Raw genomic sequence first — 21434 nt, 5'->3', positions numbered from 1 at the left:
TCAAACAAAAGCAACTTCTTATGTTCGAGAGTAAAACTAGCACTCTTTGATATCGAGCGCTAAAATTCTTGACCACAGGATCCACTTTTCCTATAATACACCGACTTATGGAAAATAGAGTGGAAATGTCCCAGCTGCGAGCATCGAAAAAAGATTCTAAGATTTCGCACGTTCTGCTGATGACTACTAAGCTTTACTTAGAAAGCGGTCAGCCAGTAGGATCGAAGCTTCTTAAAGAAACTTATTGTTCCGATTTAAGTTCGGCAACAATACGTAACTATTTTGCTCAATTGGAAGCTGGAGGTTTTTTAAGAAAAAACCACATTTCTGGAGGAAGAATCCCCACAGATCTAGCTTTCCGCTACTACGCTGATCACAGTATTCCCTTTCTTGAGCAGGAAAAAGTTGCGGAAATTCAACAAAAACTGTCCGAGCTTCCCGAATATAGCAAAAATATCGTGAAAGATTTGCAAAAAGCTTCTGAAATTCTCTCCGATATTCTGCAGCTTCCGGTTTGCTTCTCTTCTCCTCGTTTCGAAAGTGATTCTGTAATTAATATTCAACTCGTGGCCATAGATGATCGACGTGTAGTCTTCGTACTCTCAACAGAATTCGGACAGGTATTCACAGATGTGCTCTGGCTCCCAGAACAACTTCCTGCTAACTCTTTAAAGAAAATAGAAAATTTTCTGCAAAATTATCTGCGCAAACAACCTTCAGATAGCCTTCTTTCTCAGAAAGAGGAAGACCTAGGGATGATTCTTTACAATGAAGTTGTAGTTCGTTATCTCACTCGCTATTGCCATTTCAGTGAGGAAGATCTTTATCAAACAGGTCTATCTAGATTACTAAAATACGAGATTTTCAAAGATCCTGAAACCCTCGCTCAGGGGTTATCTTTCTTCGAAAACCGTAAGCATATGTGCAAATTTCTAAATATTCATTCTCACAAAGAAATGCCTACTGCATTTATCGGTCGAGAACTTGCTGATATCGTTGGGAATTCTGATCCCTTGTGTGCAGTAATCACTGTTCCTTACTATATGGATCGAACTCCTTTAGGAGCGTTTGGTGTATTAGGCCCTATGAATCTCCCCTATCAACAGGTATTTGGCACACTTTCCTTATTTGCAGAACGATTAAAAACCGTTTTAACTCAAAGTTTTTATAAATTTAAATTGTCCTTCAGAAGACCTTGTCCGAGCGATCCTAGATGCTCACAAAGACCAGCAGAGTTGACTCGGCGCTCTTCTATAAAATTATTACCCGCTAAGGAGCTATCATGACAGAAACCCCAAACACCTCGTCGGAAGAAATTCAGACTAGCGAGCCTTCTCCTGATAACGAACTCCAAATGCTCCAGCAGGAGAATGCAAATTTAAAAATTGAGTTACAAGAAAAGAACAATCGTTATCTCATGGCCCTTGCTGAAGCAGAAAATTCGAGAAAACGCCTACAGAAAGAACGCGTAGAAATGATGCAGTATGCTGTAGAAAATGCTCTTTTAGACTTCCTTCTTCCAATAGAAAGTATGGAAAAAGCATTGGGGTGTGCTTCTCAAGCTTCTGAAGAAGTAAAAAACTGGGCTATTGGGTTCCAAATGATCTTACAACAATTTAAACAAGTATTCGAAGATAAAGGCGTTGTCGAGTACTCCTCAAAAGGAGAGCTGTTCAATCCTTATTTGCACGAAGCTGTAGAAATTGAAGAAACCACAGATATCCCAGAAGGGACTATCTTGGAGGAATTTAGTAAAGGTTATAAGATAGGAGATCGTCCTATCCGTGTAGCTAAAGTGAAAGTAGCAAAAACTCCCTCTAAAGGGAACAAAGACAGTAATGAAGAAAAAGAATAATTATCCTAGAAATTAGGTGTCAATATGAGCGAAAAAAGAAAATCCAATAAAATCATTGGTATTGACCTAGGGACAACAAACTCCTGCGTCTCCGTTATGGAAGGTGGCCAGCCTAAAGTTATCGCCTCCTCAGAAGGAACACGCACCACTCCCTCTATCGTAGCTTTTAAAGGTGGTGAAACTCTAGTGGGGATTCCTGCAAAACGCCAAGCAGTAACAAATCCAGAAAAAACACTTGCCTCCACTAAACGATTCATCGGTAGAAAATTCTCCGAAGTTGAGTCAGAGATTAAAACGGTCCCTTATAAAGTGACTTCTAATCCTAAAGGAGATGCCGTATTTAGTGTAGAAGACAAGCTATATACTCCGGAAGAGATTGGAGCTCAAATCTTAATGAAAATGAAAGAGACAGCTGAGGCTTATCTTGGCGAAACAGTAACCGAAGCTGTGATTACAGTTCCTGCTTACTTTAATGATTCCCAAAGAGCTTCTACAAAGGATGCAGGACGCATTGCAGGATTAGACGTTAAACGTATCATTCCAGAGCCTACTGCTGCCGCTCTTGCTTACGGAATCGATAAAGAAGGAGATAAAAAAATCGCAGTCTTCGACCTTGGAGGAGGGACTTTCGATATCTCTATCCTAGAAATTGGTGATGGAGTTTTCGAAGTTCTTTCAACAAATGGAGACACTCACCTCGGGGGAGATGATTTCGATGAAGTAATCATCAATTGGATGCTTGATGAATTTAAAAAACAGGAAGGTATTGATCTAAGTAAAGATAACATGGCTTTACAAAGATTGAAAGATGCTGCTGAGAAAGCAAAAATCGAATTATCCGGGGTATCTTCTACAGAAATCAATCAACCATTCATCACAATTGATGCTAACGGCCCTAAACACTTAGCCTTAACGTTAACTCGAGCTCAATTCGAACATCTGGCTTCACCACTCATTGAGCGAACAAAGCAGCCTTGTGCTCAAGCTTTGAAAGATGCCAAATTGTCTGCATCTGATATTGACGATGTTCTTCTTGTTGGAGGAATGTCCAGAATGCCTGCAGTACAAGCTGTTGTTAAAGATATTTTCGGCAAAGAGCCTAACAAAGGTGTTAACCCTGACGAAGTAGTTGCAGTTGGAGCTGCTATTCAAGGTGGGGTCCTTGGAGGAGAAGTTAAAGATGTTCTTCTACTTGACGTAATCCCTCTCTCTTTGGGAATTGAAACCCTAGGAGGAGTTATGACTCCACTCGTAGAAAGAAACACGACAATCCCTACACAAAAGAAACAGATTTTTTCTACGGCAGCAGATAATCAGCCTGCAGTCACCATCGTTGTTCTTCAAGGTGAACGACCAATGGCTAAAGACAATAAGGAAATTGGCCGATTTGACCTAACTGATATTCCTCCAGCTCCTAGAGGTCACCCACAAATTGAAGTGACTTTTGATATTGATGCTAATGGAATTTTGCACGTATCTGCTAAAGATGCAGCTAGTGGACGCGAACAAAAAATCCGTATCGAAGCAAGTTCTGGATTGAAAGAAGAAGAGATTCAACAAATGATCCGCGATGCAGAACTTAATAGAGAAGAGGATAAAAAACGAAAAGAAGCTTCAGACATAAAAAATGAAGCTGACGGTATGATTTTCAGAGCTGAAAAAGCGGTTAAAGATTATCACGACAAAATCCCTGCGGATCTTGTTAAAGAAATCGAAGAACAAGTTGAAAAAGTTCGTCAAGCCGTAAAAGAAGATGCTTCTACAGAGGCTATCAAAGCAGCTTCTGATGAATTGAGTGCTCGTATGCAAAAAATCGGTGAAGCTATGCAAGCACAGTCAGCATCTGCAGCAGCTGCTTCCGCAGCCAATGCTCAAGGTGGACCGAATATTAACTCTGAAGATCTGAAAAAACATAGTTTCAGCACGAGACCTCCTGCAGGAGGAGCCTCTTCTTCTACAGATAATATCGAAGACGCAGATGTTGAAATTGTCGATAAACCAGAGTAAAGAATTCGTTGTACTTCTTTACTTAAGCAGGAGCCTCTTTCAGAGAGGCTCTTGTCTTTTTCTTTGAAAATCCTTCACCTCTTTTCTTTCTTGAGAGTAATTAATACCTTTGTTCATGTATGCTAGGTAATACGTATCTTGATTGTTATAGCACAAGCGCTTTTGTTAAAAAGCGTTGTATAATCCAAACCAGCTGCCCTGCTGAACTTCGGGATGCACAAGCATTCCAAGAAGTTTTAAAAAGCAAACTGTACAAGGCAGTAAGACAGCAATGGAGTTTAGCTTGTGGGAAAAGCTAAAAATAAGAAAAAATTTCTAAAAAATAAAAAACCGATTCTGGTTCCTGGTGTATTGTTCGTCCATCCTAAAAAAGGATTTGGATTCGTTTCTCCAGATCAGCCAGAGTTATATCCTTTTGATATTTTTATCCCCGCTAGCGACTTAAAAGGCGCTTTAGATGGAGATCACGTCCTAGTAGCTCTCCCTTCCTCCCTTCGTAGAGGAGAAAAAAGAAAAGGTGTTATCCATAAGGTTCTTTCTCGAGGAAGAACTGTCTTAGTGGGCACCATTCTTTCTCTCATTAATCCTACCTTAGCAATGGTTTGTGTTAATACTATAAGTCCTGAAAGCGCTTTAAAAGCAGAGCTTCTACCTAAAAGAACTTATAAAATTGGGGATCGGCTATTACTGAAAACTCCTGCATGGAAAGAGAACCCTCAAAGTAAGGAACTTTCTCCTTTGGTCATGCTAGAATTCATGGGAAATATCTCTAATGCCAAAACAGATTTCCCCGTCATTAAAGCAGAATTTTCTATTACTGAAGAGTTTCCTGAAGCCGTTGTGCAAGAAGCCAGTCAATTTTTACAGAAACATATCTCACAGGCTTTACATTCTAGAAAAGATCTCCGAGACCTTCTTTGCTTTACTATTGACTCTGCTTCCGCTAAAGATTTCGATGATGCAGTTTCGTTAACCTATGATCATATGGGGAACTATATCTTAGGTGTACATATTGCAGACGTCTCCCATTATGTTACTCCAAACTCTGCTCTAGATAAAGAGGCCGCTAAGCGATGTAATTCCATCTATTTCCCAGGAAAAGTAGTTCCTATGCTACCTTCAGCTCTTTCTGATAATTTGTGCAGTTTAAAACCCAATGTGGATCGTTTAGCAGTATCCGTTTTCATGACTTTTTCTAAAGAAGGATTTCTTTCCGATTACAGAATTTTACGTAGCGTCATTCGTAGCAAATACCGTATGACTTACGACGAAGTAGATGAAATCATTGAAAAAAAACACCCTCATCCTATTTCTAAAACAATTTTAGACATGGCTGAACTTAGCCGTATTTTTTCCAATATTCGGGAACAACGAGGGTGCATTCGCCTTGTACTCCCGTCTTTCACTATGTCCCTTGACAATTTACAAGAGCCGGTGGCCTTAGTCGAAAATCAACAAACAGCAGCGCACAAACTCATCGAAGAGTTTATGCTAAAAGCTAATGAAGTGATTGCTTATCACATTTCTCATCAGGGAGTATCCATGCCTTTTCGCATACACGAGCCTCCTAACGAAGAAAATCTTCTTCTTTTCAGGGAAACAGCAAAAGCTATGGGTTTCACTATTACAGAAACTCCTGCACAAGAACCTGATTATCAGTATTTACTACAGGAAGCAACTGCGGGGCATCCTTTAGAGCCCATCCTTCATTCTCAATTCGTGCGTAGTATGAAAACAGCTTCCTATTCCACGGAAAATACAGGCCATTACGGCCTTTGCCTAGATTATTATACTCATTTTACTAGTCCAATCCGTCGATATGTAGATCTTATTGTTCATAGACTCCTCTTCCATACCTTGTCTGTGGAAGAGGCCCATCTTGAACAGATTGTTCGAACTTGTTCATCACAAGAACGCATTACTGCCAAAGCTGAAGGAGCTTTCATTAACATCAAAAAAGCTCGATTCTTAAAGAAATTTCTCGAAGAACAGCCAGCAACCCTTTACACCGCCTTTATCATTACTGTATCTCCTGAGGGGCTTTCTTTTGTTCTTCCAGAATTCTGTCATGAAAGTTTCATTCCTGCTTCCAAGCTCCCTAAAGAGTATGTGATTAAAACAAAAATAGGGTTAGAGGATCTTCCTGAACATCTTCGACCAGGAACAGCTATTTCGGTACAACTAGCGTCCGTTACACTACTTACACAAGCTATCGAATGGAATTTAGTTAAACCTCAAGAGCAACGCACGTCGAAAAAAAGAAAAGCAGAGTCCCATACAACGAAAGAAAAGAAAAAAATTTCACCAAAAAAGAAAAAAGCAGGCACCAAAACTAAAAAAAATAGTGGTAAAGGCTAGGTTTCTCAGGCTGTCTTCTCAAAAGATTTTTTGTCTGACTAACTCTCTTTTTTTGAAAAAGATTTTCTTAAACAAAACGTGCTTTACTTCTTGCAGAAAAAGCGGTAAACTTGCCGTTTCGCTGGGCTGGCTCGTTCCTGTCTTTTTTTAAGGCCCCGTTCCGGGAAGTCGTTAGTAAGCGCTTTCTAGAAAGAAGTGGGTTGGGATTAGAGTTAGGCCGACACTACAAGCTCATATCAAGGTAAGGAAAGATTTCCATGCATGACGCCCTCCAAAGTATTTTGGCTATCCAAGAGCTCGATATTAAAATGATCCGGCTGATGCGGGTCAAAAAAGAACATCAAAATGAGCTCGCTAAAATTCAAACTTTAAAAACGGATATCCGTCGCAAAGTGGAAGAAAAAGAACAAGAGATGGAGAAGCTAAAAGATCAGATCAAAGGTGGAGAAAAACGTATTCAAGAAATTTCTGATCAGATTAATAAGTTAGAAAATCAGCAAGCTGCTGTAAAGAAAATGGATGAGTTCAATGCTTTGACTCAAGAAATGACTGCAGCGAACAAAGAGCGGCGAACCCTAGAACATCAACTTAGCGATCTGATGGATAAACAAGCAAGCGGTGAAGATCTCCTTGTCTCTTTAAAGGAGAGTTTAGCTTCCACAGAGAGTAGTAGTAATGCTATTGAAGAGGAAATTCGCGAAAACATTCGAAAAATCAATGAAGAGGGACGTTCTTTATTGAACCAAAGAACACAACTTAAAGAAGTCACCGATCCAGAGTTATTTAGCGTTTATGAACGACTCCTCAATAATAAGAAGGACCGTGTTGTTGTCCCTATTGAGAATCGTGTATGCAGCGGCTGTCATATAGCCCTTACCCCGCAGCACGAGAATTTAGTTCGCAAGCAAGATCACCTTGTATTTTGTGAACATTGCTCAAGAATCCTTTACTGGCAAGAGCTTCAGGCTTCAGCTATAGAGGGCGCAACAACGAAACGTCGGCGGCGGCGCGCTGCGGTATAACAGATTAATCGGAAGAGCAAGGCAATCGCTGGGGTAGCTTCTTAAGAGGCTAGAAACCAGAGGAAAGTCCGGACTTTATAAGAGAAGATGCTGGAGAAATTCCAGGGGCCGTAAGGCTACGGAAAGTGCAACAGAAAACAATCCGCTGTGAATTGTATACAATTCATGGGTAGGCTGAAAAATTCTACTTTAGGAGTAGAAGCTGCTGGGGAGACCTAGTAGACTTGTAAACCCCATCTGAAGCAAGAGAAAAAGTTGTTTGTTTCTGCAAAAAAGCTCTTTTAATATAGGGCTTAGGCTTTTTCATAATCGCTTGAGGAGTATAGTAATGTGCTTCCTAGATGAATGATTGCCCGCAAGCAAGGATTTTCATTCGTGCTTGTTGACAGAATCCGGCTTACTCGCTCTTCCGAACTTTTACTTTGAACTATAGCAACCCTGCCCGCGCTAGCGTGTGCATGTGTAGTAGCCCAACGACGAAACGCTGGTACTGAGCATCGACTACAGGTAACACCGTCACTGGATTTCCTGATTCCATCATTTCTATTCCTAATAACACATCTGAATCTTCAGCAATCACTTTAGGTTTTTTCGTCATTACCTTCTGTAACGGATAAGTCAAAATGTCCCCCCCAGATTCAGAAAGTGCTCGACGCAAATCTCCATCCGTAAATATTCCTAACAGCTCAAAATGCTCATTGACTACACAGACACATCCATACTCATACGAAGATAATATGGTAAGCGCTTCAGAAACAGTAGTGAGCGGTGAGCAAAAAGGAACTTCCGTTCTGGGAGAAAAATAATCGCTGACTTTACCATTTGCTTTCAAACCTATCTGCCCACTAGGATGATTTTTCCCATAATCTGATAAAGAAAACTTCCGACAAGATAAAACTGTCATGGCTAAAAGGTCAGCAAAAAGTAATTGACAAGTAGTTGAGGTTGTAGGCATAAGATTAAAAGGATCCAGCTCTTCTAACTTAGGCAACGTAACAATAAAATCTGCAAGAACAGCTAAACTAGAACAGGAAGAAGAAGTAATACCAACTAGAAAAACTTGTCGCTGCCTCAAGTGTGGAACCCACTCAAGAATCTCTCGAGTCTCTCCGCTATTCGAAAATAGACAAACAATATCACTCGGCGCAACAACTCCCAAATCTCCATGAAGAAGATCTCCTGAAAGGAAAAAAGCTCGCTCACCAAACGATTGCATAGTTGCAACCAATTTACGAGCAATACATCCGCTCTTCCCTATTCCAGAAAAAAACACAGCGCCCTGATGATGCAAAAGCTTCTCTGCAAGGCGACGAACACTATCACAATGAAAGCTCGCAAAATACTGTGAAATCACGTTTCTTTGTTTATGAAAGATACTCAAACAAAGGTCTTCTGTAACGCTAGGCACGTACATCGCTTCGCCGCCATATAAAACATCTCTTTCAGCTCATCGTAACAGACTCTAAACGATTTTTCAAAGCGGTTAAAAATTCCCCCCCATAAATCCCATCTAATACTCGATGATCAAAAGTCAAAGTAACATACATCATTTTCCTAATAGCTAATGAATCATCATCACGTACAACAACACGTTTCTGAATGGTACCTATTCCCAATATAGCTACTTCAGGATAACGAATAATAGGCATACCAATAAGAGCACCAGTCATACCAAAGTTTGTTACAGTCACACTCCCATCTTTAGATTCCGAGGGATCCAGCTTGTTAGCTCGAGCTCTAGATGAAAGATCTGCTAGAGCTTTAGCGATACTTACTAATCCCCGATCCTGACAATTGTGAATAACAGGAACAACAACTCCTTCTTTGTTCAAATTGACAGCGACTCCCACATTCACAGCTTTTTTCACAACTATTGTGTCTCCGTCCAAAGATCCATTAAGAAGTGGGAATTGCTCTAAAGACTTAGCCAAACATTGTATGATGAAGCTTGTTATAGTAAGCTTAACTCCATGAGCAGCAGCAAAACGCTCTCTCTCCGAAGCAATAAGATTCATTAAGTCCGTAACATCTACATCGACAACCAAGGAAGCATGCGGAACTTCTTCTGAAGATTGCCGTAATGAAGAAGCTATAGCTCGACGCAAAGGAGACATCGGGATCCTATTTTCTTCCTTAGAGCAATTAGAGTCTCTAAGCTCCTTTTTATTGGCGAGATATTCTTCTACATCTTTTCGAGAGACACGCCCTCCAATCCCAGTACCTGCAATTGCTTGCAATTCTTGGAAACTTAACCCTTCTCGTTGTGCAATTCCCAAAACTGCGGGAGAAAACCACTGAGGATCGTGGTCTTTAACGCACTTTTCTTTAGAACAACTCTTCTCTTCTATAGTTCGATCCAAAGGAGTATCCACAATGGAAGTTTCCCGCAAACGTGCCAAAATATCTCCAGGGAAAACCTCTTCTCCTTCTTGAACCAAACATTCTTCTAAAATACCTGATTGTGAAGGAGCTAACTCAGTTGCAATCTTGTCTGTCGAGACTTCAATCAAAGGTTCATCTTTCTCAATAGGATCTCCGACCTGTTTCAACCATCGAACCACTATGCCACCAGATGCAGTCTCTCCAATCTTTGGAAATCGAAACTCAAACATGAATCTTCCTATTTCTGAATTCGTACGTGTTTTAGCGTTCTTTCAATTAAACACGAGAAAATTGCCGAATTGTTATCCTTTCACAGATAACCAACAGCCCCAATTAAAACCTTCTCATCGCCAGGCTGTTAAATATTCTCTATGTTACATTAAATATTTTTTGAAATCATAGAAAAGAAAACGAAGAGAGGATTCTCTCTTCGTAAAAAGATCTTTAGCCATTTTGAGAAAGCACCGTTTCCTCTTTGGCAGGAGAAGATACCTCTCCCTCCCCATCGGCAATATATAATGCAACAACGGCATCTCCCAGAATATTCATAGGAGTCCCAACGATATCCCGCAAACGATCAATTCCAGCTAATACGGCAATCCCCTGAATAGGCAATCCAACAGAAGCTAGTACAGAGCCTAATGTAATCATCCCTCCTCCAGGAACGCCAGCGCTTCCCACTGCAGAAAACGTTGCTGTTACAACTAAAAGAAGAAGACTGGTTAACGACAGAGGACAATTATATGCTTGAGCAATAAAAACTGCTGCCATGCCTTGAAAAATTGCTGTACCATTCATATTTACTGTAGCTCCCAAAGGAAGTACGAAGCCAGCAACTTCAGAAGAAACTCCTAAATTCTTTGACACACATCTCATAGTGACCGGTAACGTTGCCGAACTACTTGCTGTCGATACGGCACAAGAAATGGCATCCATCATAGCCGATAAAAATCCAGTGAATGAATGCCCACATCCCAGTCGAACTAGCCCACCAAAAACTAATATAGCGTGGCAAACACAAGCTATATAATACGCAACAAGAAATTTTCCTAACTGAAGCAGAACAGTTAATCCATGGTTGCCAGATATCCAAGCCATACTCGCCGCTACTCCATAAGGAGCAAAAGACATGATCATATTCACCATGCGCAACATAATTTCATTGCATCCATGAATGATATTCTCCACAGGGCGAGCAGCCTCTCCAGCTAAGCGCATAGCAATCCCTGTGAACAATGCGAATACAATAATTTGCAAAATATTCCCTTCGACAAAAGAACGCATAGGATTCGAAGGGAATATTTTCGCAAACGTAGTCAGAAAGCCGGTACTTCCAGGTTCGCCAGAAACAAGGAGATCAGTCGTATGAAACCCTTGAAGATCGCATCCCTTCCCGGGGCAAAAGAACAAAGCAAAAGCCAAGCCAATTCCAATCGCAACAGCTGTTGTTCCAAGGTATAAACCTAGACTTCTTAGTCCAATACGCCCTAATTTCTTCATATCGCTAATCGAAGCAATACCCAAAACCATAGAGCAAAATACTAGAGGATACACCACCATGCTTAGTAGATTTAAAAATATATCCCCAAAAGGCTTAACAAAAGCTGCTTTGTCTTCTAAAACTAAACCACAAACAACTCCGACAACTAAGCCTATAAAGATTTTCATCCATAATTTCATGTAGTCACCCTTTTCTTCCTTTGGATAGCCTCTATTGCATCCAACATGGCCGCCATTTGTCCTTCATTGCTAATGCAAGAAAACTGCATCCGAACTTCTCCTATTGGCAACGATATCTCCTCGGCAAACCTTCCAATTTTCACGCTATCCTTTTCTGTACATAGGATGCCAACTCCTTGACGCAAAATGATTTTTTTACAAAAAATCTCTAACTCCTGTTTTGTTATCCCCACATGGTCAGGTAATAAATGGGTCCCCAAAACATGTATTCCAGCATCCTTCAACATATTCAAAAAATTTTTTGGAAATCCTAGCCCACAAAATACTCCAACTCCTAACCCTTCCCAATGATCCCACGAGATATCCATAGACTTGTTCAACCAAACGATTTCAGCAATCTGCGGCTCAATAACAATTTTTGCATGAGGATTCAATCGATCCAGCTCACGCTGATCAGCAGGGGAGCACCTGCCGTTAATAATTACATAATCCGCCTTAGCTAGCCTATCTGGAAAATCTCGAAGCCTTCCTTTTGGGAAAAAAGCTCCCCCCCCGAAAGGGTCTAATCCGTTCACGAGTACAATTTCTACATCTTTATGAAGACGGTCATATTGAAAGCCGTCATCTAACAATAAGATGTCAAATAATCCAGAACTCTTTTCAGCAAGAGCTCTCCGATCTTTTTGTATTCTCACAGTTCCTGAAGGCAAATATTTTGCCATCAAAAATGGCTCATCACCAACACAAGAAGCCGTGTGAATGGCAGGATCTACAATAATAGAGGTCTTGCGCTTACTATATCTCCCTTTATATCCTCTTGAAAGAACCGCACAAGAAAGCCCTCTTTCATTTAAAGTCTTGGCTAACCATAACACTAAAGGAGTCTTTCCTGTCCCTCCAACAACAATATTTCCCACACTTACAACAGTTGTCCGTACTCGATAAGGAGACCTTGCAATCTTACGTCGAAACCGAACAAAGGTAGAAAAAGCCCCAGCCATGAGACTTACAGCCCAGTTCAGACGGTCGGACAAAGCCCCAGAAGTCGCAGAAGTCGCAGAGATAACGAAGTGACGAAAAAAGTCTCGGATACCAGAAAAGAAACTGAATTTCATGGGCGCCCTTTATAAATGAACCACCCGCAAAAAATTACGACAACTCAATGAGAATGAAGCTGCCTCCACCTAACCTTTCAAGCGAGGATACAGCTAAGCATCGCATATAAAACATTAAAAATCAAGTTCTAGCCTCAAAACAAAATTTTATATACACCTCAGCTACCTCCTTCTTTGCCGCACTACCTCATAAGCAACAACAGAAACAGAAGAAGAAAGATTTAATGAATCAGCCTTCCCTAACATCGGTAAAGCTATATTACAAAAATTCCCTTCTAGCCAGGAGGGAGACAATCCGTCTTTTTCAGATCCGAAAACTATTGCCGTAGGCTGACAAAAGTCTTGGTCAAAATAAAAAGTTTGCGCAAATGGTGTGGTGGTAAAAATTTTCCATTTTTGCTCTCTAATCAAAGCAAAAACTTCTTTTGAAGAAGCTTGCCAAACAGGAACAGTAAACACCGTCCCAAGAGAAGAACGTATAACGTTAGGATTATATAAATCGACTACGGGATCACAAAGGATAACCCCATCAACTCCCGCTCCGTCTGCTATTCTTAGCAATGCACCCACATTCCCAGGTTTTTCTGCTCCCTCAACTATCAGGTAAAAAGGCTGTTGCTCTCTTCGTTGTAATCCTAAAAATTTTTCGCAAGAAAGCAATTTTTTTTCAAAAACAGCAATAAAATTATCAGAATGCTCCTTAAACGCTAGTCTCTCCAAAACTTCTTTAGAACAATAAAATTTCTCAATACCGAGAGAAGAAAGTTTTTTATCAAGATCTTTTTCTTTATCAGATACTGTCTCCCCACAAAATACGTATAAACAACGGTACCCAGAAATCAAAGCTCGATGAATTTCTCGAAACCCTTCTAATAAAAATTCTTTGCTGTTACGCGCACGCTGTTTTTTTAAAGCAAGTGCCGCCTTAACACGAGCATTATTTTTCCCTACAAACTCCATTGCGCAAAAACTCCAGAAGGTAATCGTTGCTCTCCTTCACCACAAAAACTTTCTCCTAAACGCCAACCTTGAACAGGAAGCATAGGAAGTGCTCTCTTAGCTAAACAATGCAAAAATTCAGGAGTATGTCCTGGTGTATGTGAGGTAATAAGCATATGTGCAAAGGAACTGGACATCAACTGCGAGCACAGCTTCAGTAAGAGAAAAAAGTCCCGATCTATTTTAAACGTTTCACCATCAGGCCCCCGTCCATAAGTCGGAGGATCTAACAGAATAATGTCATAAGTTTTCCCTCTACGGACTTCCTTTTTTAAAAAAGAGAAAACATCTTCTATGACCCAGAAAATCTTTTTTTCAGAAAAAGAATTTTTTTCAACATTCTTCTGAGCCCATTTGACAGCAGCTTTAGAAGCATCCACATGATAAACACTAGCTCCCTGCTGGGCACAAAAAATAGAAGAAGATCCTGTGTAAGCAAATAAATTCAAAACTCTACACGAAGGCCTCGATAAAGAGGGATATAAATCTTTCCAGAATCTTGTATGTTCAGGAAAAATCCCTACATGGCCAAAAGGAGTGGGTTTCAGCAAGCAGGAAACAGAATCGATAGTTACCCACCATTCTTTGAAATTGTTTTTACGATATCGCCACTCTCCCCTCTCTCCTACACGTAAAAACTCTGCAGAATATTGTTCCCATAACGAAGGGTTTGTCCTTGGCCAAACTGCCGTAACACAAGGACGAATTAAAAAAATATCTTTAAATCGTTCGAGTTTTTTACCTTCCCCACTATCCAATAATTCATAATCCATAATCTGCTAACTCTTCTCAGTATGAAACCGCATCAAAGTGTCTACTTGCATTTTTGTCATCATATCGGGTTCTATGTTTACATAAGAACCAACACATTTATACCTTAACGAGGTTCGAGCGAGAGTTTCTGGAATCACACTCACAGAGAAAATATCTCCTCTTACTTGAGCGATCGTCAAACTAATACCATCAACAGCAATAAAAGCTTTCTCGATTATGTAAGGCAGCAATTTCTCTGACACCTTAAAAAACATATAAGATTTTTCTATAGCAACAAGAGAACCTAAACCACAGACGTGCCCAGAGACAAAATGGCCTCCTATCTCATCGCCTAATCGAACAGAACGTTCTAAATTTACCATTGTTCCAACAGTATAATCTTTGACCGTCGTGCAAGCCATAGTTTCTTCTGTAATATCAAAGAACAGCAGCTCCCTTTCTTTCTTAACTAAGGTCAAACAGATGCCATCAACAGAAAAGCTGCTCCCTGGTGATCCATCTATCAGCTCACGAGAGAAAATACCAATTTCCATGGCATCCTCATGATGACGAACAAAGTCTACCCTTGCAACTTCTTGAATAATACCTGAAAACATAGACAACTAACAACTTACTAGGCTTTGCTAATAATATTTTAACTATTCTGAAGAACTAGATACACAAAAAATTCATAAGGACGTATACCGAAACGAGTCACAATTACTTGTAACCAAAAATTGACTGTATTCTCGAGAAATTTCTTATAAAAAAAACTCTTTCAAACAGAGCCTCTTTACACTCGAGATAGATGTTATTATCCATTAAAATAAAAACCATGGTATCTTGAGCACCCTGCAGATGTTAGGTGACTTTTGAAAAAAAATCATCACAAATCATAATCAAGAATTGTGTTACTAGATCCTCCAGCTACTTCTTTCACTTCTGAAAAACTCGTCGGTAGTCAACAAGGATCTAACGTTCGAATTTTTAGGAGGAATCTTCCGTGCTATGCCCATTCTGTAATCATGGAGAGCTTAAAGTTATTGACTCTCGGAATTCACCAGAGGCCAATGCAATTAAACGCCGCCGCGAATGTTTACGATGCAACCAAAGATTCACAACTTTTGAAACTGTAGAACTTACCGTTCAGGTACTAAAACGAGATGGTCGTTACGAAAACTTTCAGGAATCTAAATTGATTAGTGGATTGAAAGCTGCTTCTAGCCATACAAGAATTGGTCAAGAACAAGTACAAGCAATAGCCTCCAATATCAAACAAGATCTTCTTGGAAAACAAAATCGAGAAATCTCTACCAAAGAAATAGGCGAACTAGTAATGAGATATCTAAAAAAAGCAGATATGATTGCCTACATTAGATTCGCCTGTGTTTATAGAAGATTTAAAGATGTGGGAGAACTAATGGAAGTTTTATTATCTGCTACACCAGATGGTGAAAAGTAAACACGACAAGGAGAATTTTTATGCCTCTAACGGACGAAGAAATCGCCGATTTTAAGACACGACTTTTAGAGATGAAGGCTAAACTGTCTCACACACTAGAAGGAAATGCTCAAGAAGTTAAAAAACCTAATGAAGCAACAGGCTATTCTCAACATCAAGCAGATCAAGGGACAGATACTTTTGACCGCACCATCAGCTTAGAAGTGACGACCAAGGAATATAAACTTTTAAGACAAATTGATCGCGCATTGGAAAAAATAGAAGAATCTTCTTATGGCATTTGTGACGTAAGTGGGGAAGAAATTCCTTTGGCAAGATTAATGGCGATCCCTTACGCTACTATGACAGTAAAAGCACAAGAAAAATTCGAAAAAGGCCTTCTTTCAGGAAATTAGTGACAATGCCGACCCGTTCTCTACCGACCTTTCTCTCACTCCTTCTCTTAACCTCTATTGATTGGGTCTCGAAACTAATCGTGTTGCTGAAAAGCTGTCAACTCGCTCCTCACTCCTCAACTTTGCTATATAGTTACGTTTGGGGACATTTTTCCTTCTTAATCGTCCCTTCTTTCAACGAAGGGGCGGCTTTTGGTCTATTTGCTCATTATAAAACTCCCCTTCTTATTTTTCGGATTTGTGTCATCGTAGGACTTGCTCTGTTCTTGGGGATTAAATATAAATCTTTACATTCGAGAACAAGAGTCGCTTTAACTTTGATCCTTGCGGGAGCTTTAGGCAACGTGGGAGATATTTTATTCCAGGGTAAAGTTGTCGATTTCCTTGCTTTCAACTACTATTCTTGGAGCTTTCCATCTTTTAATTTGGCGGATGTTTTCATCTCAATAGGGACCCTACTCCTTATCGGACATCTATATTTTGCCAGAGAAAATAAAAAATTCTTTTAACAAAAAGACACAAATTTTTTCCTTGAACGGATCCCTCTACCAAACAAAAGAGAAAAAAGGGATAATGTAAGGCAAAAATTAAGAACTTTCGTATTTAGTTAAAAATTGTATGAACGCATTTCTATCTTTTTTGACAGCTTTTGATGACTTTATTTGGTCATACGTAGCTTTTGTTTTAATCCTTTTGCTTGGAATCTTGTTCTCGTGCAAATCTCGATTTGCTCAGTTCACACAACTTCCTTCGTTCTTTAAACTTTTTTATCAATTTTCCAAAGATTCCTCCTCGAAACAGGATAATAGTGAGAAAGGCGTTCATCCATTGAAAGTATTTTTTGCTTCTGCAGGAGGGAATATTGGAATTGGAAACGTTGTTGGCGTGATCACTGCTGCCAGCGTTGGGGGCCCCGGAGCCCTCTTCTGGGTTTGGATAGCCGGGATTCTTGGTTCGATTGTTAAATATTCCGAGGTCTATTTAGGTATTAAATTCCGCCAATCTGATACAAATAATGTGTATCACGGCGGCCCGATGTTCTTTCTTGATAAAGCCTACAAAACCCGCCTTATTTCTATCATTGTTGCAGTTCTTCTCTGCATTTATGGTGTGGAGATTTACCAATTTTCGGTTATTGCAAATACGCTCAGTTCTTGCTGGAATATTCCTAGACTTATTTCCATTACCTCTCTTCTCTTTTTGGTGATCTTTGCTGTACAAGGAGGTCTGCAGCGAATTGGTAAAATCTGCTCTTTAGTCTTACCCTTCTTCATGTTGATTTACTGCGGCATGGCTGTTTACATCTTGATTCATGAAATCCAAACTCTCCCTTCTCTATTTTCTACTGTTTTCCGTTCAGCCTTTACTGGTCATGGGGCTATTGGGGGATTTGCAGGGTGCTCTGTTGCTTCGACTATTCGCCAAGGGCTTTCTCGAGCAGCATATTCGGGAGATATTGGTATTGGATTTGACTCCATTATCCAAAGTGAAACATCTGCAACAAATCCTCAAACACAGGCCCAGCTTAGTATTGTTGGAGTTGTAGTAGACAACCTTGTATGCACATTAAGCCTTCTTATCGTTCTAGCTTCTGGAATGTGGTGCAAAGCCGGTCTAGAAGGATCAGAAATTGTGGAACAAGCTTTATCTTCATATTTCCCTTATATCCGTGTGTTCCTTCCCGCTTTCCTTTTTGCAACAGGGTACACAACCATCATTTCTTATTTTCTTGTAGGGAAGAAATGTGCAACATTCGTTTGTGGAAGTAGAGGATCTAAATTATATACTCTTTACGGAGTATTGGCATTACCCATGTTCTGCTTTTTACCACAAAACACGGCTCTACTCGTGATGTCTGTATCAGGAGCTCTTTTATTATGCCTGAATTTGTTTGGAGTTTTTCTGATGCGCAAAGAACTGGTCTTTCCCACAAAAGAGGCAAAAACTCTTGAACTACCGGAGTCTTCTATCTCTTCTTGAGAAAAGACAATACAAAGCTATTGCTGATCAAAATGGTGTACCTTATATATGATCCTTTTGAAACTTATGGATTTTTTTTTAGAAACATGCTGGTTTTTTTGTTCTTATAAACATAAAGTCTTCCTTTATGATAAAAGCTTTTCTCAGGAAAAGTCTTTTAAAAGACTCTTTCTCAAGAACAAAATTCCTCCAGACTTTTTAACTTTCGATATCCTATAATGATGGCTTGCAACCAAGAAATTCTTCCGCCTAGAGGCCTAGATTTGCTTAGCGAAAATTCTCATTCTAATCTTGCACCTACTATATTTTACTCTTCGGACCATAACATTGATCTGCAAAGCTTTTCCCCTCATGCTCTTTCTGTTGTAAAAACTTTAAAGAAAGCTGGCTACGAAGCTTATATTGTCGGGGGATGCATTCGTGACCTGCTCTTAAAAACAAAGCCAAAAGATTTTGATATTTCTACTTCTGCAAAGCCCGAAGAAGTTAAAGCTTTATTCAAAAATTGTATTCTTGTAGGGAAACGCTTTCGTTTAGCACATATCCGCTTCCCCAATCAAATTATAGAAGTTGCTACTTTTAGATCTGGTAGCAATGAAGAAGACTCTTTAATTACCAAGGATAATCTTTGGGGGTCCGCTGAAGAAGACGTTCTACGGAGAGATTTCACCATTAATGGACTATTTTACGATCCAAGTGAAGAGGTCATCATTGACTACACAGGCGGTGTCGAAGATTTAAGAAATCGCTACCTCAGGACAATTGGTGATCCGTTCCTTCGCTTCAAACAAGACCCTGTGCGCATGTTGCGTTTATTAAAAATCCTGTCCCGTTACGCTTTTACCGTAGATCCCAAGACCCTCGAAGCCCTACAGGAATCTCGTTATGATTTAGTAAAAAGCTCTCAACCTCGAGTTTTTGAAGAACTTATAAAGGTATTAAACTCTAGTGAATCCACTATTTTTTTCCAGCTTGCTTCGGAATATCGCATTTTAGAGATTTTGTTCCCATATATGGCTAAAGCTTTTAGTCTGAGCAAGACTTTACAAGATCAAACTTTTGCTTGCTTGACAGCTTTGGATAAAAAGACTCGCCAGCGATCATGCTGTCTAGAACGACACCTGCTACTAGCCGTACTACTATTCCCTATCGTGAACTTCAATGTTCGATACAAGTATAGTCAGTACCCCACTATGTCTATCCAAAGTATTTTTGATTATATTAGAAACTTTTTAACAGAATTTTTCGCAGACTCTTTTACTAGCTGCTCCAAAAAAAATTTTATTTTAACTACCTTGCTTCTGCAAATGCAATATAGGCTGACTCCACCGTCCCCCTTGAAAAAAGAGAAGAAATCATTCTTTAATAAAAAATTGTTACGTCATACTTATTTCTTAGAGGCCCTATATTTGCTAGAGATTCGTAGTAAAGTATACCCTAAAGTGGAACCTATTTATAATGAGTGGCTGAAGCATTATGAACTATATTCGGAGTGATTGTTTCTAATTGAGTTTGGGAAAGCGATTCTCCCTATGACTACTACAAAGAATTATTATGTTCTCCCCCAAAATTACACTTTGGTTGTACCCGTTAGGACTTCTTGCTAATCTCTTATTTGGCACAGCCTTTTGCGTTCAGTGGTTCTTAACTAAAAAGAAAGGATATTCTTTCGTTCCTAAAATTTTCTGGCATCTGTCTAGCACTGGTGCAGTTTTGATGGTTTGTCATGGATTTATTCAGAATCAGTACCCCATTGCGTTACTTCATTCATTCAATCTAATTATCTATTTCCGAAACCTTAACATAACTTCCTCTAATCCTCTTCCAGTCCCGAAGGTAGCTTTCTTACTAACTCTTACTGCAACAGCAATTACTCTCTCTTTTGCTATTGGTACCTATTACCTTCCTCATATGACTTGGATGGCCTCCCCTAACATCCTACACTTGAACTTTCCTCAAGCAAATTTTTCATGGCAACTTTTAGGATGTATCGGACTAACCATTTTCTCCCTTAGATTTTTTATTCAATGGTTCTACCTAGAATATAGAAACCAGTCGGCCTTACCTGCTCCTTTTTGGAAAGCTAGTTTACTAGGAGGATCTATCTGCTTAATTTATTTTCTACGAACAGGAGATGTTGTTAATGTTCTATGCTACGGATGTGGGTTATTTCCTTCGTTAGCAAATATTCGCATAGCTGCGCGGGAATCTTTCAACAAATCATCAAGTAATAGCTGTTTTATTTCTGTTGGAGAACATAGCGGAGACACTCTTGGAGCAAATTTACTGAAAGAGATTTACGCAAAGTATCCCGATATCCACTGCTTTGGCGTGGGAGGACCTCAAATGCGAGCTCAGCGGTTTCATGTACTCTTCGCAATGGAAAAATTTCAGATCAGTGGATTCTGGGAAGTCCTTTTAGCACTGCCTAAATTATGGTACAGACGTCATGTTCTTTATAAAAAGATTGTAAAAACAAATCCTCGTACAGTTATCTGTATCGATTTTCCAGATTTTCACTTTTCACTAATCAAAAAATTGCGTTCTCATGGGTATAAGGGGAAAATTGTTCATTATGTGTGTCCTAGCATATGGGCTTGGAGGCCAGCCAGAAAAACGATTTTAGAAAAATATTTAGATTTACTTCTGTTAATACTTCCTTTTGAACAAGCTCTTTTCAAAAATTCTTCCTTACGAACTGTATACCTTGGGCATCCTCTTTCCGAAACTATCAAACTATTTTGCCCCAATTCTCTTTGGAAATCTCAGCTTCATCTTCTTTCTGAAAAACCTTTTATTGCTGCCTTTCCAGGAAGTCGTCGGAGCGATATCCTAAGAAACCTTACCGTTCAGGTACAAGCTTTTCAGGCATCTGACTTCGCCTCCACACACCAGCTACTCGTTTCCTCGGCAAATCCCGAATATGACCAACTCATTCTTGAAATCCTTCAACAAAATCGCTGTTTACACAGCAATATTGTTCCTTCACAATTTCGTTATGAGTTAATGAGAGAATGTGACTGTGCTCTTGCTAAATGTGGAACCATTGTCTTAGAAACAGCTCTCAATTTGACTCCAACAATAGTTACCTGCCAACTGCGACCTTTCGATACCTTTTTGGCAAAATATATTTTCAACATTATCCTTCCCGCCTACTCTCTTCCTAATATCATTATGGGGAAAACTATATTTCCTGAATTCATAGGAGGAAAAAGAGATTTCCATTACGAAGATATAGCCGCAGCTCTTAACATGCTCAAAACATCTCCAGCTAAAGAAAAGCAAAAAAACGCATGCAGAGATGTTTATCAGGCAATCAATGATTCTGCAATAACCATAAAAGAATGTCTGCCCCTCATATTTGAAACGGCCTCTTAAGATTTTCTCAGGCTTTTATAAAAATTTCTTGAATCGATAAAAAAAAGA

Annotated in this window: 18 protein-coding genes and 1 other RNA gene; 12 read left to right on the top strand and 7 right to left on the bottom strand. The window is 39.6% G+C overall.

The genetic code is table 11. The features are described 5' to 3' along the window. Nucleotides 1-107 precede the first annotated feature (107 nt). The 6 genes from hrcA to rnpB all read left to right on the top strand — a co-directional run bounded on the left by hrcA (nt 108) and on the right by rnpB (nt 7658). Nucleotides 108-1286, top strand: coding sequence for a heat-inducible transcriptional repressor HrcA (gene hrcA, locus IJ490_RS02760; protein WP_291893643.1), 1179 nt, complete (start codon nt 108-110; stop codon nt 1284-1286). After that, nucleotides 1283-1855, top strand: a complete 573-nt coding sequence (locus IJ490_RS02755; RefSeq protein ID WP_291893639.1) for a nucleotide exchange factor GrpE — start codon at nt 1283-1285, stop codon at nt 1853-1855. Before hrcA ends, IJ490_RS02755 begins: the two co-directional genes overlap by 4 nt. A gap of 24 nt (nt 1856-1879) precedes the next feature. Beyond that, on the top strand, nt 1880-3862 hold the full coding sequence (gene dnaK / locus IJ490_RS02750) for a molecular chaperone DnaK (RefSeq protein ID WP_291893636.1): 1983 nt from the start codon (nt 1880-1882) through the stop codon (nt 3860-3862). A gap of 285 nt (nt 3863-4147) precedes the next feature. Beyond that, nucleotides 4148-6220 carry a ribonuclease R family protein gene (locus IJ490_RS02745; protein ID WP_291893633.1) on the top strand — a complete coding sequence of 691 codons (2073 nt, stop codon included), beginning with the start codon at nt 4148-4150 and terminating at the stop codon, nt 6218-6220. 257 nt (nt 6221-6477) lie between these two features. After that, on the top strand, nt 6478-7242 hold the full coding sequence (locus IJ490_RS02740) for a zinc ribbon domain-containing protein (protein ID WP_291893629.1): 765 nt from the start codon (nt 6478-6480) through the stop codon (nt 7240-7242). Nucleotides 7243-7251: 9 nt separating this feature from the next. Further along, nucleotides 7252-7658, top strand: an RNA gene (gene rnpB, locus IJ490_RS02735) — RNase P RNA component class A. Between the two features lie 11 nt (nt 7659-7669). On the opposite strand, the gene IJ490_RS02730 is transcribed toward rnpB, so the two are convergent. The 7 genes from IJ490_RS02730 to IJ490_RS02700 form a co-directional block, all read right to left on the bottom strand. Further along, nucleotides 7670-8656 (bottom strand): KpsF/GutQ family sugar-phosphate isomerase, encoded by a 987-nt coding sequence (locus IJ490_RS02730; protein WP_291893626.1) that lies wholly within the window; start codon nt 8654-8656, stop codon nt 7670-7672. 28 nt (nt 8657-8684) lie between these two features. Next, a complete protein-coding gene (locus tag IJ490_RS02725) occupies nt 8685-9854 on the bottom strand; it encodes a dihydrolipoamide acetyltransferase family protein (protein WP_291893624.1) in 1170 nt (389 codons plus the stop codon). Nucleotides 9855-10068: 214 nt separating this feature from the next. Next, a complete protein-coding gene (locus IJ490_RS02720; RefSeq protein ID WP_291893622.1) occupies nt 10069-11304 on the bottom strand; it encodes a dicarboxylate/amino acid:cation symporter in 1236 nt (411 codons plus the stop codon). Then, nucleotides 11301-12419: a tetraacyldisaccharide 4'-kinase gene (gene lpxK, locus IJ490_RS02715; protein ID WP_291893620.1), complete on the bottom strand. Its 1119-nt coding sequence runs from the start codon at nt 12417-12419 to the stop codon at nt 11301-11303. Before lpxK ends, IJ490_RS02720 begins: the two co-directional genes overlap by 4 nt. Nucleotides 12420-12581: 162 nt before the next feature. After that, a complete protein-coding gene (locus tag IJ490_RS02710) occupies nt 12582-13379 on the bottom strand; it encodes an RNA methyltransferase (protein ID WP_291893617.1) in 798 nt (265 codons plus the stop codon). Further along, nucleotides 13367-14194 carry a class I SAM-dependent methyltransferase gene (locus IJ490_RS02705; protein WP_291893663.1) on the bottom strand — a complete coding sequence of 276 codons (828 nt, stop codon included), beginning with the start codon at nt 14192-14194 and terminating at the stop codon, nt 13367-13369. Before IJ490_RS02705 ends, IJ490_RS02710 begins: the two co-directional genes overlap by 13 nt. Nucleotides 14195-14197: 3 nt before the next feature. Beyond that, the gene (locus tag IJ490_RS02700) at nt 14198-14788 is read right to left on the bottom strand and encodes a riboflavin synthase subunit alpha (protein ID WP_291893614.1); all 591 of its coding nucleotides are present in this window, start codon (nt 14786-14788) and stop codon (nt 14198-14200) included. A gap of 386 nt (nt 14789-15174) precedes the next feature. On the opposite strand from IJ490_RS02700, the gene nrdR reads away from it, so the two are divergent. From nrdR to lpxB, 6 genes are all read left to right on the top strand, one after another. After that, a complete protein-coding gene (gene nrdR / locus IJ490_RS02695; RefSeq protein WP_291893611.1) occupies nt 15175-15633 on the top strand; it encodes a transcriptional regulator NrdR in 459 nt (152 codons plus the stop codon). Between the two features lie 20 nt (nt 15634-15653). Next, on the top strand, nt 15654-16028 hold the full coding sequence (locus IJ490_RS02690) for a TraR/DksA family transcriptional regulator (protein WP_291893608.1): 375 nt from the start codon (nt 15654-15656) through the stop codon (nt 16026-16028). 5 nt (nt 16029-16033) lie between these two features. Further along, a complete protein-coding gene (lspA, locus tag IJ490_RS02685) occupies nt 16034-16537 on the top strand; it encodes a signal peptidase II (protein WP_291893605.1) in 504 nt (167 codons plus the stop codon). Between the two features lie 109 nt (nt 16538-16646). Beyond that, a complete protein-coding gene (locus IJ490_RS02680) occupies nt 16647-18008 on the top strand; it encodes an AGCS family amino acid carrier protein (RefSeq protein ID WP_291893603.1) in 1362 nt (453 codons plus the stop codon). Nucleotides 18009-18226: 218 nt separating this feature from the next. Beyond that, complete coding sequence (locus IJ490_RS02675; RefSeq protein ID WP_291893600.1) at nt 18227-19504, top strand: polynucleotide adenylyltransferase PcnB; 1278 nt, start codon at nt 18227-18229, stop codon at nt 19502-19504. 58 nt (nt 19505-19562) lie between these two features. Then, complete coding sequence (lpxB, locus tag IJ490_RS02670) at nt 19563-21386, top strand: lipid-A-disaccharide synthase (RefSeq protein WP_291893597.1); 1824 nt, start codon at nt 19563-19565, stop codon at nt 21384-21386. The last annotated feature ends 48 nt before the right edge of the window (nt 21387-21434 follow it).

The organism is Chlamydia sp., assembly GCF_017472245.1.
Taxonomy (GTDB): domain Bacteria; phylum Chlamydiota; class Chlamydiia; order Chlamydiales; family Chlamydiaceae; genus Chlamydia.
Note: the sequence above shows the minus strand (reverse complement) of the source record. Positions and strands in the feature narration are given on the sequence as shown.

What these genes read in the sequence shown, in the direction of transcription:
- IJ490_RS02755 (WP_291893639.1), top strand. Translation starts at nt 1,283, where the DNA reads ATGACAGAAACCCCAAACACCTCGTCGGAAGAAATTCAGACTAGCGAG.
- hrcA (WP_291893643.1), top strand. Translation starts at nt 108, where the DNA reads ATGGAAAATAGAGTGGAAATGTCCCAGCTGCGAGCATCGAAAAAAGAT.
- dnaK (WP_291893636.1), top strand. Translation starts at nt 1,880, where the DNA reads ATGAGCGAAAAAAGAAAATCCAATAAAATCATTGGTATTGACCTAGGG.
- IJ490_RS02700 (WP_291893614.1), bottom strand. Translation starts at nt 14,788, where the DNA reads ATGTTTTCAGGTATTATTCAAGAAGTTGCAAGGGTAGACTTTGTTCGT.
- IJ490_RS02720 (WP_291893622.1), bottom strand. Translation starts at nt 11,304, where the DNA reads ATGAAATTATGGATGAAAATCTTTATAGGCTTAGTTGTCGGAGTTGTT.
- lspA (WP_291893605.1), top strand. Translation starts at nt 16,034, where the DNA reads ATGCCGACCCGTTCTCTACCGACCTTTCTCTCACTCCTTCTCTTAACC.
- IJ490_RS02675 (WP_291893600.1), top strand. Translation starts at nt 18,227, where the DNA reads ATGATGGCTTGCAACCAAGAAATTCTTCCGCCTAGAGGCCTAGATTTG.
- IJ490_RS02690 (WP_291893608.1), top strand. Translation starts at nt 15,654, where the DNA reads ATGCCTCTAACGGACGAAGAAATCGCCGATTTTAAGACACGACTTTTA.
- IJ490_RS02680 (WP_291893603.1), top strand. Translation starts at nt 16,647, where the DNA reads ATGAACGCATTTCTATCTTTTTTGACAGCTTTTGATGACTTTATTTGG.
- IJ490_RS02725 (WP_291893624.1), bottom strand. Translation starts at nt 9,854, where the DNA reads ATGTTTGAGTTTCGATTTCCAAAGATTGGAGAGACTGCATCTGGTGGC.
- lpxK (WP_291893620.1), bottom strand. Translation starts at nt 12,419, where the DNA reads ATGAAATTCAGTTTCTTTTCTGGTATCCGAGACTTTTTTCGTCACTTC.
- IJ490_RS02740 (WP_291893629.1), top strand. Translation starts at nt 6,478, where the DNA reads ATGCATGACGCCCTCCAAAGTATTTTGGCTATCCAAGAGCTCGATATT.
- lpxB (WP_291893597.1), top strand. Translation starts at nt 19,563, where the DNA reads ATGTTCTCCCCCAAAATTACACTTTGGTTGTACCCGTTAGGACTTCTT.
- IJ490_RS02710 (WP_291893617.1), bottom strand. Translation starts at nt 13,379, where the DNA reads ATGGAGTTTGTAGGGAAAAATAATGCTCGTGTTAAGGCGGCACTTGCT.
- IJ490_RS02730 (WP_291893626.1), bottom strand. Translation starts at nt 8,656, where the DNA reads ATGTACGTGCCTAGCGTTACAGAAGACCTTTGTTTGAGTATCTTTCAT.